This window comes from Nitrincola salilacus (assembly GCF_046271865.1).
GTDB lineage: Bacteria > Pseudomonadota > Gammaproteobacteria > Pseudomonadales > Balneatricaceae > Nitrincola > Nitrincola salilacus.
Genome location: NZ_CP176580.1, coordinates 692,545 through 711,484 on the forward strand (window position 1 = coordinate 692,545; position 18,940 = coordinate 711,484).

An 18,940-nucleotide genomic window follows, 5' to 3' on the forward strand; every position below is an offset into this window, starting at 1 on the left:
ATGCGAGGGGAGGTCAGGCCAGATGAAGTTGATGGATGCTGCCGAGTTTGCGTACCACGATTGACAGCATCGCCAGATCCGGTCGATCGTTGCTGCGCACCTCGGTGAACGTCTGCTGCAGAATGCGCAACTCCTTGTCGTACTGTGTCTGCCAAAAAGACAGACGCTCAGTCAGTGGCAGATTGGCATCTGTATCCTGCAGAATGCTGGTGCAGGCCTGCAGCTGGCCACGGTCGACCTCAAAGGCGAGAGCCGCCCGGGCCTTGCGTTGCCAGAGATCCTCTTCTGGCAGCTTGGCGATATACTGGCGAAGGGGTTGCAGATGCAGCTCCTGCTCCAGCGCAAAATAGAGGCGTGCGGTATCTTCGCTGCTCTGATTCTGCTCCTGCGCCAATTCGACAATATCCAGTCCTGCATACAGGTGCGGCAGGCTCGCCAGTCGCATTGCCAGTGACTCGGGAACTCCACCGGCCTGCAGCTCTGCCACTGCTACTTCTATCACCTCACGTCCGCTTTCATGCATCAATTCCGGCAGGGCACTCGGCAGTTCTGACTGCAATTGATGATAGCGCTCGACCAACTGAGCAATGCTGAGATTGCCCGGAGTGCGGCGCACCAGCCACAGGGCTGAGCGCTCCACCAGGTCCTGAATCCGTGTCAGTTGAGTACGGAACAGTTGATCATCAACGGTCTCTTCCAGGGCTTCCAGTTCCTGCCAGGTGCTGTTCAGATTGAAAATCTGACTCAGCGCGAAAAACGCCCGTACAGCATTCAGAGCGGAGCAGTTGGTTTCCGACTGCAGGTAGCTGACAAAAGTTGATCCCATACGGTTGCAGACCAGGTTGGTCAGATGAGTCGCCATCAGCTCGGCACGCAGTGGGTGCTGTTGTATCTGCTGCGGGTAGCGGCTGCGGATAACTGCCGGGAAATAATCTGGCAACAGGCTGGCCAGATCCTGATCCTCGCCTACGCCTTCGGCGATCAACTGATCAGACAGCCAGAGTTTGCTGTAGGCCACCAGTACCGCAATCTCAGGACGGCTCAGGCCAGAGTTGCTGCGTGCCAGTTCATCCAGATACTCTTCATTGGGCAGGTGTTCCAGCTTGCGATTCAAGCGGCCTGCACGTTCAAGCATATGGATCAGACGACGATGATCGTTCAGGCGCTGAGGTGCCTGCCAGGCACACAGGCTGAGAATCTGGCTCTGCTGAAAATTATGCTTCAATACCAGTGTGGCAATCTCATCCGTCATGCTCGCCAACAGTTTGTTGCGATCGGCTTCACTGAGCCGGCCGCTCGATACTTCCTGGCTCAGCAGTATTTTCAGGTTCACCTCGTGGTCTGATGAGTCCACGCCACCGGCATTATCGATGGCATCGGTGTTGATCAGGCCACCCTTGCGGGCAAATTCGATACGCGCTTTTTGCGTCAGCCCCAGATTGCCCCCTTCGCCGACCACCTTGACCTGCAGATCACCCCCATCCACTCGCAGGCTGTCATTAGCACGATCACCAACATCTGCGTGGGATTCGGTGCTGGCCTTGGCATAAGTACCGATACCGCCGTTCCACAGCAGATCGACCGGAGCCTGCAACAGCTTATGGATCAGGTCGGTCGGCGCAAGCCGTTTGTCGCTGATACCGAGTGCTTTACGCGCCTGAGCACTCAGTTCAATGAACTTGGCACTGCGACGATAGATGCCGCCCCCTTTTGAAATCAGGGTCGCGTCATAGTCTTCCCAACTGGAGCGTGGCAGTTTGAACAGACGCTGACGCTCCTCGAAACTGCTGGCAGCATCAGGGTTGGGGTCGATAAAGATATGCATATGGTTGAAGGCAGCCAACAGGCGGATATGCGGTGACAGCAGCATGCCATTGCCGAACACATCGCCAGCCATATCGCCGATGCCGATTACGGTGAAGTCTTCACGCTGGCTGTTGCGGTTCTGTTCGCGGAACAGGCGCTTGACCGATTCCCAGGCGCCACGTGCCGTAATCCCCATCTGCTTGTGATCGTAGCCATTGCTGCCACCGGAAGCGAAGGCATCATCCAGCCAGAAGTCATACTCACGAGAGATGCCGTTGGCGATGTCTGAGAAAGTGGCCGTGCCCTTGTCGGCTGCCACGACCAGGTAAGGATCAGGCGTGTCGTGGCAGACCACATCTTTCGGTGCAACCGGTTGGTTGTCCTTCAGGTTGTCGGTCAGATCCAGCAGTCCGCGAATGAAAGTTTTGTAGCAACGGATAACCTCTTCCTGCACGGCGTTGCGATCACCATTCTCGGGTAGTTTCTTGGGAACGAATCCGCCCTTGGCGCCGACCGGAACGATCACGGCATTCTTGACCATCTGGGCTTTCACCAGTCCCAGCACCTCAGTACGGAAATCTTCGCGACGATCAGACCAACGCAGCCCGCCTCGTGCAACCGGCCCCGCGCGAAGGTGTACACCCTCCACTCGTGGTGAATAAACAAAGATCTCGAACGCAGGGCGTGGTTCAGGTGCGGCCATGATGGAGCGGGTATTGAATTTGAACGAGAGACGGTCGCGCGGCTGATCAGCGTTTACCTGATAGTAGCTGGTGCGCAGCATCGCCTGAATCAGTTCCAGATAATGACGCAGGATACGGTCTTCATCCAGATTGTCGACCGCTTCGAGCGCATTGTTGATCTCGGTAGTGATGCTGGCCTGCAGTTTATCCCTATTGCCCTTCAGCGCGGGATCGAATCGTGCGACAAACAGAGAGATAAGCAGCCGACAAAGCTGCGGGTTGCGCGACAGCGCCTGCTCAATATAGTGCTGACTGAATGGCAGGCTGAGCTGCAACAGATACTTGCACAGTGCTCGCATCAGCTCCACTTCGCGATAGCTGATGCCCGCTTTCAGGATTAACTGATGGAAGCGGTCGTTTTCCAGTTCGCCGACATAGGTGCGGATAAAACTTTCCTGGAACTGCTGGCGCATCTGAGCAGAGCTGAGGTCAGGATTATCGGCACTGTCGAGACTGAAATCGATGATCCAGAAGGCGCGGCCGTCATCCGATTCGACATCATAGGGCGAGGCGCTGAGGACACGTACACCCAGATGTTCCAGAATCGGCAAAACATCAGACAGTGCGATACTCTGTCCCTGGCCGAGCACCTTGAACCGGATTGTGTCGTTATCACTGACGCGTGGATACAACTGCGTGGTCAGTGGTGTACTCATCCGATCCAGTGTGCAGATATCACGTACAGCTTCACTGGCGCCGATCTCTTCCTCATAGGCGGTTGGCAATGCATTGCCAAACACGGTCAGAAGACGGTTGGCTTCTGCTTCATCCAGTTCCTGCAGCATCGCATGGTGCAGCTTGTCCTGCCAGGAGAGCATCGCATCATTGATCTGCTGCTTCAGCTTCTTCACATCGGGGTTGATCAGATGCGCCTTGCGACAATGAATGGTGAACTCGATCAGTGCCAGGGGTTGCTCGCTAAGGCGTACTCCGAACTCCACGCTGTAGGCATCGAACTCCGCTTTGAGAATTTCCAGAACCCGAAGGCGCAGATTGGTGTTGTAGCGATCTCGCGGCACAAGCATCAACACATCGATGAAGCGGCCATAGGTATCCGGGCGTAAAAACAGCCCTAATTGGCGACGCTCGAAGCTGCGCTGCATGCCAAAAATGGCATCGCGGAACTGCTCGTAGCTGGCTTGGAGTATCTCATCACGCGGATAGGTATTCAGCAGGTGACGCAGTACCTTGTAGCCATGGTTATCCGATGGCAGACCGGAATCTGTAAGAACACGCTGCACACGCTGACTGATCAGCGGTATGGTTGACAGCGGGGCGTCATGTGCCTTACTGGAGTAAAGGCCGAAGAAGCGCCACTCACCGATGATCTGGCCCTGTTCATTGATCTTTTTAACGCCGACATAATCGAGGTGAGCATACTGCTGTACGGTCGAGCGAGTGGTGGACTTGGTCAGCACCAGCATGTCTGGCTGCTCGATCAGGCGGCTCATATACTCATCGAGGCGGATTTCGCGTTGATTGTCTGAGATCGGGTCGCGGAAACAGCCCAGGCCACTGCCATCGACATAGCTAAGATCATAAGTATTGTCTGACTTGAGCGACACATCATAAAAGCGTGAGCCGATCAGCAGGAAATTTTCCTGTCCCAGCCAGCGCAGGAAGCGCACGGTTTCTTCCAGGTCCGGCGTCTGATAACCGGCTGCATGTGTTGTACACCAGTTGGCAGCTTCTTCCAGGCGTGCCAGCATCGGCTTCCAGTCCTCTACGGCGGCGCGTACATCGCTCAATACATTGCGCAGGCTCTCTGCGACGGTGTCGAGTTGCTCCAGGCTGATCTGGCGATCTATCTCCAGTCTCAGCAGGGCTTCGGGCTTCCCTTTTGCGGCAGAGCTGGATGAGTGTGCAGCCTTTAAGACACCTTTTTTGTCACGTTCAATCACAAATACCGGATAAGCCTGGCGGTGAACGCGAATATTCTGTCGAGCCAGATCGGCGAGTACGCTGGCGATGATGAAGGGCATATCCTCCATGATGATCTCGACCAGGGTGTGCTCGGTATGCCAGCCGCACTTGGCGGGATCCGGATTGAACACGCGAATCAGCGTTTCTCCCGGTTGGCGCTTCTGCGCACACTCCCAGACTGACATGAGGGCGCAATATTGATCGGTTGCGTTCACTGGCTGATCGTCATCGACCTCGTTGCTTTGAAAAAATGCGTGCTGCAGCAGTTCAAGCTGTTGGGCGATGGCCTCGGGGTGGCATTCTCTGATCAGTTGATGGAGGGGCGTTGCGGGCTGTATCTCGGTAGCAGACTTTCTGTCCATGTGAAGATCCGGTTTATTGTTTATGCAGAAGAAACGGTAGAATTATTATTAGTGATAAAGTTCAGACGCGACAGATGACGAATTTTGACAATGCGACGTCGATTTTAAACAGCATAGCATCCATGAACTGTGGTGGCACGAATCTACTTCGATTATGTGTGCCGGAGGTCTATGATAAAGAACATCAGTTGCATAACTCTAACCATAAGGCAGATCAGGCGTTGAGTGATCAACATCAATTACCGGTAAAGTCACTTCAGACACAAAGGTATGGCTTTCTGCTGGTACCTGATTTCTCGCTGATTGGCTTTTCCAGTGCCGTTGAAGCTCTGCATATGGCTAATCGTCTGGTCGCTCAAACCCTTTACGAAGTCGTGTTGATCGGTGCCGAGTCCGGTGCCGTGCAGAGCAGCTGTGGGGTCGAGATCAAAACCGAATGTGGTTACGAGGATGCAGGCCAGCTTGATGCCCTGATACTGTGTGGCCCGGCCAGTGCGCAGCGAGTGGAATTCTCAGATCTGATCGCACGGCTGAAACGCCTGCAGCGCAGTACCCGCCTGCTTGGAGGAATCGGCACCGGGGCTTATCTTCTGGCTTGCGCCGGGCTCCTTGACGGCTATCGAGCCACGACCCACTGGTTGGATCTGCCTGATTTCAGGCAGGAGTTTCCTCTGATTGATGCGACCGGCACATTGTTTGAGATAGATCGCGATCGATTGACCTGCAGTGGTGGCACGGCGGCGATGGATATGTTGCTGTTCCTGATAGGGCGTGAGCATGGTATTGACCTCGCTTCCGCTATTTCCGAGCAGTTTGTCTGTGAACGGATTCGTGCGAGTGATGACCCGCAGCGGGTGCCACTCAAGGTGCGGCTGGGTACTCAGCAACCGAATCTGACCGAGGCGGTGATGCTGATGGAGGCGAATATTGAAGAGCCGTTGAGTATTGATGATCTGGCGAGTCTGATCGGGGTGTCGCGGCGTCATCTTGAACGCTTGTTCAAGCAACATCTGCAGGCGATGCCGTCTCAGTACTATCTGGAGTTGAGGCTGGAAAAAGCGCGTCAGCAGTTACGCAACACCAGCCATCCGATATTGCAGGTGGGGTTGATGTGTGGCTTTTCCAGCGCCTCCTACTTCAGCACCAGCTACCGCAACCACTTCGGGATTACTCCGCGTCAGGAGCGTCGTCAGGCACAACTGGCAGAAGGCTTGCTGGATCTGCAGAGCAGCTTCGGGCGCTCATCGCCGCAGTGATGATTCGGCAAGTTTTGTAAAGGCTGGACTTGAAGATGCATCCCGGAGGCCTTGGGTGAGTGTATGCCGCAGGGACGCGGCATCCAAGCCTGCAGGGATGCATTCACGGCGTCTCACCCAAGGTGTCCGGGATGCTCCTGAAATCACGGATTCAGGTAATAGCCGTGCCAATGATTGATCAGCGCACCGTTGCTTTCGCCGGTAGCAGGCCATCGGCACGGAACATCGCCTTGATGCCACGCAGCGCCTGACGGATACGGTCCTGATTTTCGATCAGTGCAAAGCGCACATGATCATCGCCGTAATCGCCAAAGCCGATACCCGGTGATACGGACACTTTCGCATCCGCCAGCAGCTTCTTGGCAAACTCCAGTGAACCCAGGTGAGCATACTGTTCGGGGATCTTAGCCCAGACATACATGGATGCCTTGGGGTTTTCGACCATCCAGCCCAGCTCATGCATCCCTTTCACCAGTACATCGCGACGTTTCTGATAGTTGCTGACAATCTCGCTTACGCACTGCTGATCCCCCTCCAGTGCTGCAATCGCAGCGACCTGAAGTGGTGTAAATGTGCCATAGTCGTGATAACTCTTGATCCTTGCCAGTGCATTCACCAGCTCGGGATTGCCGACCATGAAGCCGATACGCCAGCCCGCCATGTTGTAACTCTTGGACAAGGTGAAGAACTCCACCGCAACATCCTTCGCGCCCGGAACTTGCATGATTGATGGTGCTTTCCAGCCATCATAGACGATATCGGCATAGGCCAGATCATGCACCACCAGAATGTCGTGCTCTTTTGCCAGTGCAATTACGCGCTCGAAAAAATCCAGTTCGACACACTGCGCGGTCGGGTTGGAGGGGAAGCCCAGAATCATCATCTTCGGCTTCGGGATGCTTTCCTTGATCGCGCGCTCCAGCTCAGCAAAAAAGTCCATGCCCGGAATCAATGGCACTGAGCGTACCTGCGCACCGGCAATCACGGCACCATAGATATGGATCGGATAGCTGGGGTTTGGTACCAGCACGCCATCACCGCGATCCAGCGTCGCCAGCATCAGATGCGCCAGGCCCTCTTTGGAGCCAATGGTGACGATCGCTTCTGATTCGGGATCAATCGACACATCATAACGCTCCTTATACCAGTGGCTGATCGCCCGACGCAGGCGGGGAATGCCACGTGAAGTGGAGTAGCCATGTGTATCAGGGCGTTGGGCAACCGTGCAGAGCTTCTCGACGATATGCGGTGGTGTGGCACCATCGGGATTACCCATGCTGAGATCGATAATATCCTCACCGCGACGTCGCGCGGCCATCTTCAGCTCAGCAGTGATATTGAAAACATAGGGGGGCAAGCGCTCAATGCGCTCAAAACGACGCTTGAATTCGTGACTCATGATGATCTCTTAACGTAAGCGCCCGGAACCGTCCGAGCGACGCCGACTGCTTATGCAGCCTGACGTTAAGATAGGCGTCCACGACCTGTTTGTCGAGAGGTGGTCAGCAAAAAAGTCTGGGATCAGACCGTCTGCTCTAATCCGTCAATAAATTCTCTAACCAGGTGAGTGAATGTGGCTGGATCTTCCATTGGCAACATATGTCCGACACCGGGAAGTATGCTTGCATGCACACCATGAATCGCATCGCTCGCCGCATCAAACACTGCCTTGAACAGTGGACGTGTGTGTTCACCACACATCAGTGCCACTGGCATGCGTAACTGGTTCAGTTGTTCCAGAGTGATAGCTGGTGGTTCGGATTGAGCCATCTGCAGAGCGAGGCTGTGAGCATTCTCCAATTGCTGTACACGCAGCGACTCCTCCTGCTCCTCAAAGTAGCCATCGTGCCCGCCGGAAGCATCCAGCAACAGGCGAGCGGCTTTCTCAAGGTGGTGCAGCTGCACAAGCGGGAAGATCGGCCCAAACATTTTTTCTGCATCGCTCATGAAGCGCTGCATCTGCTCCTCATTCAGGTAGACAGGGCAGCCCGGCTCATAGAGGAAGAGGCTGCGCACCAGATGTGGTGCCTGGACAGCCAGCGCGAGTGCCACATCAGCACCATAGGACCAGGCAACCAGATGCACCGGGCCACGGTCCGCCACCTCAATCAGACTGCGCAGATCCTGCAGGTGTGTTGTGATACCGAACGGGTGGTTTTCATCCACAACCGCTGTTCGCTTGCCGAAATAGCGTTGAGTACAGGAAATCGCCGTATATCCATCAGCCAGAAATGCACTGTGTTTCTCCCACATGCGATGGTCAGCCAGCGCACCATGCACCAACAGTACAGGAGCTCCGTCGCCCTGAATAAAAAACTCCATGTCGCGATCGTTGATTCGCACACTGCACTTCTGAATACTCGGCGCAGTCAGTTCAAGGTGCAGCAACGGAAAAGGATTACCCATCATATCCAGTGGCGAACGACCTATGATGCGAAATCCCATCTTCAGATAAAACTCCAGAGCCTGGGGATTCTGCTCGTTCACATCCAGAATGGTGGCACCCATATCGGAAATGGCGTGTTGCAGCAGACGACGCCCAATCCCCTTGCCGCGACTCTCCGGTGATATGAACAGCATCTCGATCCGATTGCCGGATACGCCGATAAATCCCAGAATATGGCCGTTTGTATCCTGGTAACTGCGCAGCACTACCGAGGCAAGATAGTCATTGAGAACACGAGGTCGCAATGAGCTGATATCTTCTTCGCTGAGAAAGTGGTGAGTGGCCCGCACTGACTCCTCCCACACGGCGGTGAGGAGCTCATATTCATCTTCCGTAACGGTGCATATGGTGCCGGTATCTGTCAGTTGGCCTGAAGGGGCACTGGCTGACGGGGTGGAAATTTTCATATCGAATACTGCCTGGTGGCCATGAGCACTGCCTTTTGAATTGGCTCTGAGGCAGTGTTCGCTGATAACAGCAGTATAGTATACAGATAGTGAGGGGGCGGAATCATCCATTTGGTGCAGTCACTTTCTGGTCACTTGATTTTTGCAAGGTTTGGAGAGTCAGGAAAAGGTGAGCAATCAATCCTGATAAATCTACTCTCGTGCTTGCGGGTTGTCTGCGAGCAGCTATTCTGTTTATCAGGAGCGAAGTAAAGCGAAGTAGAGCTTTCTTCATGTGATAGCCGATCAACCAGATAGCCATAGAGGGCGAGGGGCTGGGCATGCATGTGCTGGCTTTTCATCTGGCAGAGCAGCGCTATGCGCTGGATCTTGAGGATGTGCAAAGGGTTTTTCACGCAGTGGCATTCTGTCCACTGCCCGATATGCCGGAGCAGATTGCGGGTGTCGTTAACCTGGGCGGTAAAATCCTGCCGGTTGCCAACCTGCGTCATCGTCTGAAACTACCCGAACAACGACTGGTACCGCAGCATCGTATGCTGCGGGTCACCGTTTCTGATTGTGACTGGTTACTCTGGGTTGATGCGGTGGATGGGGTTGAGGTCTATGACGACAGTGATCGGCTGCCGGCTTCTTCCCTGCCTTGTTGCCCCTCTCTGTTGAAGGCGTTCGTACGCTTGCCTGACGGTTTATTGTTGATTCAGGATCTTAACTTACTACTCAGTCTGGATGAGAAGGAGATGCTGGATGATGCAATCGCACATCATATCACCTCTAGTTGATTCCGACCGAGAGCTGTTGCTCTGCTTTGAGCACCTGCTTGCCGAACGACTGGGGCTGCACTTTCCGCCTTTGCGCTGGCCGGAAATGGCACGTCAACTCCGTCGGGTGGCTCAAGATCTTGGTTTGGCCAGTCTGGCAGGGCTCTTGCCATTACTGGAACAGCGTGTCTGGCCGGACGATGTCCGAAAAAAGCTGGCGCAGCATCTGACGGTGGGAGAAACCTACTTTTTCCGTGACCCGTCGCTATTCCATTATCTGAGCGATCATTTTCTGCAGCCATTGCTGGCGCGGCGGCGAGATAGCAACTGCCGGTGGTTGCGTATCTGGAGTGCCGGCTGCTGCAGCGGAGAGGAGGCATACAGCCTGGCGATGCTGGTGCGGCAACTGTTACCGGATGTGCAGGGATGGCGGATTGATATTCTCGGAACCGATATTAATCCTTTGTTTCTGGAGCAGGCACAGCTGGGACATTATCGCAGCTGGTCATTACGGCAACTGGACTCATCCATACGTGAGCGTTTTTTCACCGGCAGTGATCATCACGGCTGGCAAATCGACAGCTCCCTGCGCGATAGCGTGGTGTTTCGTGAGCTTAATCTGGTGGAGCCTGTTTATCCGGATCCGACAAAGGGTATGTCCGAGTTTGACCTCATATTGTGCCGTAATGTCCTGATGTATTTCGAGCCCGGGCAGATAAAACAGGTGCTGAAGCGCTTACAGAGTTGCCTGTGCGAGTCCGGTATTTTGTTGCTGGCACCGGTTGAGGCGGGTCTTTGTCAGGAAGCCGGTTGGCGATCGGAGAGCAGGCCTGGCGCGATTGCGGTGTTGCCGCGACCGGCAGAAGAGTCGCCGAGAATACTGAATAAGGTCGCAGTAGCTGCTGATCTGCCATCAGAAGGAGAACCGATAGATCGCTCTCTGCTTTTCCAGAGCGCTCCAGCGGACCTGCGTACTTTCTCAAAGACCAGAATCAGAGGCTCTGAGCAAATGCAGCAGCAAGTGGGTCAAACGCTGGAGGTGGTACTTCAACAGGCTAGAGATCTGGCTGATTGCGGCGATCTGGAAGGCGCAACAGAGCAGTTACAGCAGGCGCAGGTGCTGAACAAGCTGGACCCCCGCAGCTACTGGTTACAGGCGCTGTTGGAGTGGGAAGGGGGGCGGCTGCAGCCAGCCAGTCAACTCTTGCACAAAGTGCTTTATCTGGATCCGCATTTTGTATTGGCGCATTACCTGAGTGGCCATATCGCAGTTGGGTTGCAAAAGCCTGAGCTGGCACGGCGTCACTATGACAACTGCCTGAGGTTGCTGGCAGATCTGCCAGATGATCAGATTTTACCTGAAGCTGGAGATGCCAGTGTTGCCCAGTGCCGAGAGTGGCTGCTGGTATCCAGATCGACCCTCAAAAGCAGGTGCAGTGTATGACTCAGTATATGGATAGTCAGACCGAGCCAGATGAGGATCAGATGCAACAGTGTCTGGTGGAGCGGGCACGTCTGCTGGCTCGTCCGGATGTTGAACCGGATAACTCTTTGCAGTTGGCGCTCTTCCATTTCGAGTTGGCGCAGGAGATCTATGCCGTTGAAGCGCAGTTTGTTATCGAAGTATTGCCGTTGCGCCAACTGACCTCTATTCCAGGTACTCCGGATCATCTGCCAGGGGTCGTCAGTGTACGTGGCAGGATCGTGTCGGTACTGGATCTGCGTTGTCTGTTTGAGATGCCGCGCAGAGGGCTGACCGATCTCAACCGCATTGCGGTGTTGAGCAATGGCACTATGGAGTTTGCACTGCTGACGGATCGCACAGTTGGCTTTTGCACTATTCCTGAGCAAGCACTTCAGGCGGGGCCTTCTCACCTCAAAGGGATACGGAAAGAGTATCTGCTGGGCGTGACCCAGGAGCACTGGGCCGTTCTGGATGGACGAAAACTACTGGGTGATCCGCATCTGGTAGTTGAATCCTATGTGTAGAGATAAGTGTGTAGAGGTATATGAGTAGAGGCATTTGTACAGAAACATAGATAAAACCGAATGAACATGGAAAAACAGGGAGAGGGTATGCAGGGCGCATACGGACGATATGGCTGATTCTCGACAACAGTTGCAGCAACGACTACTGAAGGCCTTCCAACAGGAGGCCGAAGAGCGTCTGCACCTCCTGGATGATGGGCTGGCACAACTGGCACAGGGATCAATAACGGCTGAATTGCTGGAGGTGCTGTATCGTGAGGTGCACAGTCTCAAGGGAGCTGCGCGCGCTGTCAGCCTTGCTGATGTGGAGCAGTTGTGTCAGGCACTGGAGAGTCTTTTTGCACAGTTCAGAAAAGGAGAGGCGGAGCCGGATACCGAGCAGATACAGCTCTCACTGCAAGCTTTGCGCTGGTTGCAAAAGCGTCTTGACAGCAAGTCCGAGGCCGCTCCCGCGATACCTCCTGATCAGGCGCTGGCAGAGTTGTGCCGAGCGCTTGAGCAGGCTGCCAGACATCAGATGCCGGCCTCTCAGGCAGCAGCTTCACAGACAACAGCTTCTCAGGCAGCAGAAAGCCAGCAGGAGGTATCAGCTCAGCAGGCACCTGCTGAGTCATTAGAATCACGAGAGTCACCAGAATCCTGCCAGGTGGAACCATTATCGGCAGATATGATCCGTCCAGTAGGTCAGGCCGCGCCAGGTCGGCTGAGGGTGAGTGCTGAAGCCCTGGATCAACTCTGGCTGTATGCCGAAACACTACTCGAAACCAGGCTGGAAAGTGCCGAACATGCCCGAGTGCTGCAACATTCGGCGCGGGAGTTTGCCAATTGGCGTATTCGCCAACGGCCGCAGCTGAGTGCAGCACTACGTAGTCTACAGGAGATAAGAACCGGGTCTGATATGGTCGATGCGTCCAGACTTGAGCATTTACACGAAACATTGTCCGTGCTCGGTACCCGTATCGTTGAGTTTTTCGATCAGTGGGAATATCGCCTGCTGGCTCAAGCCCGCCAAGCAGACCAGTTAGCACACCGTACCGAAGGGCTGGCGGTAGAGCTGAGACAAGATCTTCAACGGATTCTGTTGTTGCCTTGTGCGACCCTTGTTGAAGGGGTTCCTGCGATGGTGCGGGATCTGGCAGCAGCAGCGGGTAAACAGGTGAACCTGACTGTCAGCGGCACTGATTACCAGGTCGACAAGCGGATCCTCGATGAAGTGCGCAGCCCCCTGCAGCATCTGCTTCGTAACGCCATTGATCATGGTATCGAAACGCCACAACAGCGCTTGAAACAGGGTAAGCCCGAGCAAGGTAGCCTGCAGATTCAGTTTTCACAGACGCGCAGCGATCGCATTACGTTGACGGTTGCTGATGATGGTGCCGGGCTACAAACGGACAGACTCAGAGCGAAAGCCCTGGCACAGGGAGTTATCAATGCTGAGCAGGCAGAGACTCTGGATGAGACAGATAGTCAGCGACTGATATTCCGCTCCGGCTTGAGTACCAGCGCGATGCTGACCGAGCTCTCGGGGCGTGGATTAGGGCTGGCGATCGTCGAGGAGAAGGTTTTGCGTCTGAATGGCAAGGTCGAAGTCTTCAGCGAACCGGAGCAGGGGTGTCGTTTTGTTCTGACTTTGCCGGTCAGTCTGGCGACCTATCGTGCTTTGCTGGTGCGAGTCGCGCAGCGCCTGTTTGCAATTCCCAGTCAGACAGTTCAGAGAGTGCTTCGTGTTCCTCTGAGCAGTCTTGGCAGTATCGAGAATCGTGTTTCATTGGTACTGGAGGGGCAAGCGTTACCTTTATGGCGTTTGTCTGAGCTTTTACAGTTGCAGGATGCGGCCCCGATGGAGCAGGAGGTGCAATTGGTGTTGCTGGAAGCGGCAGACGGCCCCTATGCCCTGCAAGTGGATGAGATACTCAACGATCAGGAGATCACGCTGAAAAGCCTGGGACCACAGCTGAAAAGAGTGCCCAATGTCACTGGGGCTGCCAGCCTTGGTGATGGCCAGTTGGTGCCGGTGCTGGACATGCTGGATATCTACCAGAGCGCGTGTCGTACCGAAACAACAACCTTGAGATGGCAGCAGCAGAAACCGGCACAGCGTCATCGGTTGCTGGTGGTTGAGGACTCCATCACCGCCCGTAGCCTGCTCAAGAGCATTCTGGAAAGTTCCGGTTATGAGGTGCAGGTGGCAGTGGATGGGGAGGAGGCCTGGCAAGTGTTGCAGCAGGGACGGTTTGATGGAGTCGTGTCAGATATCGAGATGCCGAGGCTGGATGGTTTCGATCTGACTGCGCGTATCCGTGCTGACGCAGTGCTGACTGACCTTCCGGTAGTACTGGTGACAGCGCTGCAAAGCCCCGAAGACCGAGAGCGGGGGCTTGAGGTCGGCGCCAGTGCCTACATCCAGAAAAGCGGTTTTGACCAGGATCACCTGTTGGACCTGTTAAAGCGGTTATTGATACAAGGGAGCTCCGCTGATGAAGCTTTATCTGAATCTGAAAACACGCCATAAGTTGCTGTTGATGTTCGGCGTTCTGGCGCTGGTCATACTGTTGATGCTGTTTCAATCGCTGCAGCAACTGCAACAGATACAACAGGGAGAGCAGGCGCTTTACAACGATGCAATGCGACCGTTGCTGTCACTGGAAGCTTTGCGTATTGATCTTAACGAGCGCCGTGCGCAGACGCTGGCAATCAGCCTGCGCGGTGATCTGAACAGTGCTGATGAGGTGAAGTTACAGGCAGGTATGAATGAGGAAGTTGAACGGCTGGATGACCTGTTGCAGTCACTGGCGATCTATCCGCAGTTGCAGGCGAGCCTGCGAGAGTTGAGGCAGTTGCATGAGCAGTTCAACCAGACAGGTCAGAGTCAGATTTTACCCTTGTTGCGTCTGGGCGATTCACGGTCGGCACAGGCAATGCTGCTGGGAATTCAGCAGGATCGAATCTCACGCTTCAGGGAGCTGTCTGAAGAGATCGGTGTGGCGGTAGAGCAGCGGGTGGAGCAGCAGATAGCGGCGAGTGAGATGATGCTGCGACAGCAAAGACAGCTGACCTTGGCAGGGATGTTGCTGGTTATGCTGTTGATAGGGTTTGCTATCTGGAACCTGAATCGAACACTGGCGGCCCCTTTGCTTGAACTGGCGGGATCTGCTGGTCGTATTGCAGAGGGTGAACGACTCAGTCGTTCAGACCTTTCGCTGCGACGGGATGAAGTGGGGTTGTTGAGCCAGGCATTTGATGAAATGGGCAAATATTTGAATGATCTGGCGGATCGTGCACAGCAGGTTGCTCAAGGCGATCTGAGTGTACAGATCCAGCCACGCTCGGAACAGGATCAGCTGGGCAGTGCGTTCAATGTGATGGCCACGAACCTACGCCAGTTACTCAGTGGTCTGAACGACAGCATAGCGGTACTGGCGACGGCCAGTCAGGAGATTCTCAGTACCACCGGCCAGGTTGTCTCTTCGGCGCAACAGACTGCCAGTGCCGTGCAGGAGATCACCACCACAGTAGAGGAGGTGAAGCAGACAGCGACACTGGCGAGCCAGAAAGCGCGACAGGTTACCGACAGTGCCGAACATACCAGTCGGATCACTCGTGAAGGCCGGGCGGCGGTGGATACCGTAATGTCGGGGATGAGTGAGATACGCCAGCAGATGCAGACGCTGTCTGACAGCATCGGCAATCTGAGCGAGCAGAGTCAGGCAGTGAGCGAGATCGTCAATACCGTGGGTGATCTGGCCGAGCAGTCCAACCTGCTGGGGGTCAATGCCTCGATCGAGGCGGTGAAGGCAGATGAGCATGGCAAGGGGTTTTCGGTGGTGGCACAGGAGATCAGGTCTCTGGCAGAGCAGTCAAAGCAGGCAACGGTACAGGTGCGCAGCATCCTTAACGAGATCCAGAAAGCGATGAGCAAGGCTGTGCTGATGACAGAGCAGAACAGTCGCGCTGTGGAAAATGGCTATGATCAGGCGCGACGTTCAGGTGAGGCACTGCTGGCTCTGACGGAACGCTTTGATCAGTCAACAGATGCGGCGATGCAGATCGCGGCATCCAGCCAACAGCAGTTGGTGGGGATGGATCAGGTCGCGATGGCGATGCAGGACATCAACAACGCCAGCCAGAACAATGTGGCGGGGGCGCGACAAGCTGAGCAGGCTGCGCGGGATCTGCATGCGCTGGGTAGCAGCCTTAAGGAGAGTGTGTCGCGCTTTCGTCTTTGACGGCGTAGCCGCAAAAAAAGAGGAATACACAAGCCATGAACTATTATCTGAACTTGAAGACACGGAATAAGTTGTTGCTGCTGTTCGGTACTCTGGCGGTGATCATGCTGTTGCTTTTATTACAGTCTCTACAGCAACAGAAACAGCTGCAACAGACACAACAGGAGCTCTATAGCGAAGCAATGCAACCGATGCTGTTACTGGAATCCTTACGGATCGACCTCAATGAGCGTCGGTCCCGCATACTGGGGCACAGTTTGCGTGGCCGGTTAAACAGTGCCGATGAGATGGTGCTGCAGTCCACTATCGGGCAGGAGGTCGAGAAAATGAGCGCCCTGCAGCAAGCGTTGGTGATTTATCCACAGCTACAGGGGAGCGTGAGGGAATTGCAGCAATTGCATGAGCAGTTCAATCAGACTACGCAGAGTCAGCTACTACCCTTTTTGCGCCAGGGTGATAGCCAGTCGGCACAGGCGTTATTGCTGGGGGTTCAGCAAGAACGGATAGAGCGAATTCGTAGTCTGGCGGAGGAGATCAGTGCTGTAGTGGAGCAGAAAGTTGTTCAGCAGTTGGAGCGCAGTGGTGAGCAGTTGAACCTGCAGGGACGGGTCATGTTGGCAGGCATCTTGCTGATTTTGTTGCTGATGGGTGTAGCAACCTGGAGTCTGAACAGAACCCTGGCAGCGTCCCTGGTCGAACTGGCGAAATCAGCCGGGATGATTGCCGAAGGTGAGCGGATCAGCCGTTCCAGCATGTCACTGCGACAGGACGAGGTGGGTTTGTTGAGTCAGGCATTTGATGAGATGGGGAGTTACCTGAGTGATTTGTCACTCAAGGCTCAGCGGATTGCTGAGGGTGATCTTCGCGATCAGATTCAGCCACGCTCGGAGCGTGATCAGTTGGGGCACGCCTTTGCCAATATGGCGCAGTATCTCACTGGGTTGGCCGATCGTGCACAGCAGGTTGCCGAGGGTGATCTGAGTGTACAGATCCAGCCACGCTCGGAACAGGATCAACTGGGGAGCGCATTCAGTGTGATGGCCGGGAACCTGCGCCAGTTACTCAGTGGGCTGAACGACAGCATAGCGGTACTGGCAACGGCCAGTCAGGAGATTCTCAGTACCACCGGTCAGGTTGTCTCTTCGGCGCAACAGACTGCCAGTGCGGTGCAGGAGATCACCACCACGGTGGAGGAGGTGAAGCAGACGGCGACACTGGCGAGCCAGAAAGCGCGACAGGTTACCGATAGTGCCGAGCAGACCAGTCGGATCACTCGCGAAGGTCGGGCGGCGGTGGATACCGTGATGTCGGGGATGAGTGATATACGCCAGCAGATGCAGACGCTGTCTGACAGCATCGGCAATCTGAGCGAGCAGAGTCAGGCGGTGGGCGAGATCGTCAATACCGTGGGTGATCTGGCCGAGCAGTCCAACCTGCTGGGGGTCAATGCCTCGATCGAGGCGGTGAAGGCAGATGAGCATGGCAAGGGGTTTTCGGTGGTGGCACAGGAGGTCAGGTCTCTGGCGGAGCAGTCGAAGCAGGCGACGGTGCAGGTGCGCAGTATTCTTAACGAGATCCAGAAAGCGATGAGCAAGGCCGTGCTGATGACGGAGCAGAACAGTCGTGCTGTGGAAAACGGCTATGATCAGGCGCGACGTTCAGGTGAGGCACTGCTGGCTCTGACGGAACGCTTTGATCAGTCAACGAATGCGGCGATGCAGATCGCGGCATCCAGTCAACAGCAGTTGGTGGGGATGGATCAGGTCGCGATGGCGATGCAGGACATCAACAACGCCAGCCAGAACAATGTGGCAGGAGCGCGGCAGGCTGAGCAGGCGGCGCGGGATCTGCATGCGCTGGGCAACAGTTTGAGAGAGCGAGTAGGGCAGTTCCGTACCTGACAGGAGGAAAAACGATGGTCAGAGTGGTCATGGTTGAGGACTCACCGGTGATGCGTCAATTGCTGCACTATATCCTGGATAGTGGTGGCATACAGATAGTGGGAGAGGCTGTAGATGGTGAAGAAGCGATACCGCTGGTGACGCGGTTGCGGCCGGATCTTGTCTTGATGGATATTAACATGCCGCGCCTGAATGGCTACCAGACTACCCGTCGGCTGATGAGTGAGTCACCTGTGCCGATCGTGCTGGTAACCGCCAGTCTGGACCCCAGGGATGCGGTGGTGGCAATGCAGGGATTGGAGGCGGGTGCCGTCGCAGTTGTGCAGAAGCCGCGCGGCCTGCAGCATGCAGAATTTGAGCAGGATGCGGCAGAGTTGTTACGTGTTGTCAGTAACATGGCGCAGGTCAAGGTGGTTCGGCGTATCTATCGCGATCCTGCAGCCTCCCGGATGGAGGTAGTGAATGGCCGGGAAAAGCGGCTCGTTGTGATTGGTTCCTCGACAGGTGGACCAGCCGCCCTGCATGAGATGCTCAAAGAGTTACGACCGGATCCACCCTGGCCGCTTTTGCTGGTGCAACATATCACCCGCGGCTTCCTGCCCAGTTTTTGCGACTGGCTGAGCGAGTTCTGTCCGATCCCCGTGACTATTGCAGTGCAGAACGAGCTGGTGTGCTCGGGGCGGCTGTATCTTGCACCGGACGATTGCCATCTGGGTGTTCAGACAGACCGAGCGTCTGGCGGCTTCCGCATCCAGTTGGACAGCAGCGAACCCTGGCAAGGACAGCGGCCCGCAGTGGGGCATCTGTTTGCATCGGCAGCAGAGGTGGCCGCCGGGAGCTGCATAGCTATCCTGCTATCCGGCATGGGTAAGGATGGTGTGGCGCAAATGCTGCAGCTGAGGCAGCAAGGTGCGCTGACTCTGGCACAGGATCAGGCCAGTTCGGTTGTGCATGGAATGCCTGGTGAGGCATTAAAATGTGGCGCGGCAAAACATGCCCTGTCGCCCCGTGAGATCGCCTGGGTATTGAATGAACTGGGGGCCCGACAGAACGTAGCGGTCAGCCAGTTAGATGACGGTTTAAAAGGACAGCCACGATAGGCAGGCTGAATCAGGTGATGACG

General features: G+C 55.3%; 11 protein-coding genes. 8 read left to right on the plus strand and 3 right to left on the minus strand.

The window, feature by feature from the left end:
- Nucleotides 1-13: 13 nt before the first annotated feature.
- Nucleotides 14-4,834: an NAD-glutamate dehydrogenase gene (locus ACK3CJ_RS03195; RefSeq protein ID WP_409524966.1), complete on the minus strand. Its 4,821-nt coding sequence runs from the start codon at nt 4,832-4,834 to the stop codon at nt 14-16.
- Nucleotides 4,835-5,022: 188 nt separating this feature from the next.
- Between ACK3CJ_RS03195 and ACK3CJ_RS03200 the strand changes: the two genes are divergently transcribed.
- Nucleotides 5,023-6,090: a GlxA family transcriptional regulator gene (locus tag ACK3CJ_RS03200; protein ID WP_409524967.1), complete on the plus strand. Its 1,068-nt coding sequence runs from the start codon at nt 5,023-5,025 to the stop codon at nt 6,088-6,090.
- A 178-nt stretch (nt 6,091-6,268) separates the two neighbouring features.
- Here the strand turns inward: ACK3CJ_RS03200 and alaC are convergent, their stop codons facing one another.
- The gene (gene alaC / locus ACK3CJ_RS03205) at nt 6,269-7,489 is read right to left on the minus strand and encodes an alanine transaminase (protein ID WP_409524968.1); all 1,221 of its coding nucleotides are present in this window, start codon (nt 7,487-7,489) and stop codon (nt 6,269-6,271) included.
- Between the two features lie 122 nt (nt 7,490-7,611).
- Nucleotides 7,612-8,943, minus strand: a complete 1,332-nt coding sequence (locus ACK3CJ_RS03210) for an alpha/beta fold hydrolase (protein WP_409524970.1) — start codon at nt 8,941-8,943, stop codon at nt 7,612-7,614.
- Nucleotides 8,944-9,263: 320 nt separating this feature from the next.
- On the opposite strand from ACK3CJ_RS03210, the gene ACK3CJ_RS03215 reads away from it, so the two are divergent.
- The 7 genes from ACK3CJ_RS03215 to ACK3CJ_RS03245 all read left to right on the plus strand — a co-directional run bounded on the left by ACK3CJ_RS03215 (nt 9,264) and on the right by ACK3CJ_RS03245 (nt 18,917).
- Nucleotides 9,264-9,722 (plus strand): chemotaxis protein CheW, encoded by a 459-nt coding sequence (locus ACK3CJ_RS03215; RefSeq protein ID WP_409524971.1) that lies wholly within the window; start codon nt 9,264-9,266, stop codon nt 9,720-9,722.
- Nucleotides 9,688-11,145: a CheR family methyltransferase gene (locus ACK3CJ_RS03220; RefSeq protein WP_409524972.1), complete on the plus strand. Its 1,458-nt coding sequence runs from the start codon at nt 9,688-9,690 to the stop codon at nt 11,143-11,145. The genes ACK3CJ_RS03215 and ACK3CJ_RS03220 overlap by 35 nt, the downstream gene beginning before the upstream one ends.
- Nucleotides 11,142-11,690 carry a chemotaxis protein CheW gene (locus ACK3CJ_RS03225; RefSeq protein WP_409524974.1) on the plus strand — a complete coding sequence of 183 codons (549 nt, stop codon included), beginning with the start codon at nt 11,142-11,144 and terminating at the stop codon, nt 11,688-11,690. The genes ACK3CJ_RS03220 and ACK3CJ_RS03225 overlap by 4 nt, the downstream gene beginning before the upstream one ends.
- A 109-nt stretch (nt 11,691-11,799) precedes the next feature.
- Nucleotides 11,800-14,202 (plus strand): hybrid sensor histidine kinase/response regulator, encoded by a 2,403-nt coding sequence (locus ACK3CJ_RS03230; RefSeq protein ID WP_409524975.1) that lies wholly within the window; start codon nt 11,800-11,802, stop codon nt 14,200-14,202.
- Nucleotides 14,168-15,916 carry a methyl-accepting chemotaxis protein gene (locus tag ACK3CJ_RS03235; RefSeq protein ID WP_409524977.1) on the plus strand — a complete coding sequence of 583 codons (1,749 nt, stop codon included), beginning with the start codon at nt 14,168-14,170 and terminating at the stop codon, nt 15,914-15,916. Before ACK3CJ_RS03230 ends, ACK3CJ_RS03235 begins: the two co-directional genes overlap by 35 nt.
- Nucleotides 15,917-15,951: 35 nt before the next feature.
- A complete protein-coding gene (locus ACK3CJ_RS03240; protein WP_409524978.1) occupies nt 15,952-17,817 on the plus strand; it encodes a HAMP domain-containing methyl-accepting chemotaxis protein in 1,866 nt (621 codons plus the stop codon).
- Between the two features lie 14 nt (nt 17,818-17,831).
- The gene (locus ACK3CJ_RS03245; RefSeq protein WP_409524979.1) at nt 17,832-18,917 is read left to right on the plus strand and encodes a chemotaxis protein CheB; all 1,086 of its coding nucleotides are present in this window, start codon (nt 17,832-17,834) and stop codon (nt 18,915-18,917) included.
- Nucleotides 18,918-18,940: the final 23 nt, after the last annotated feature.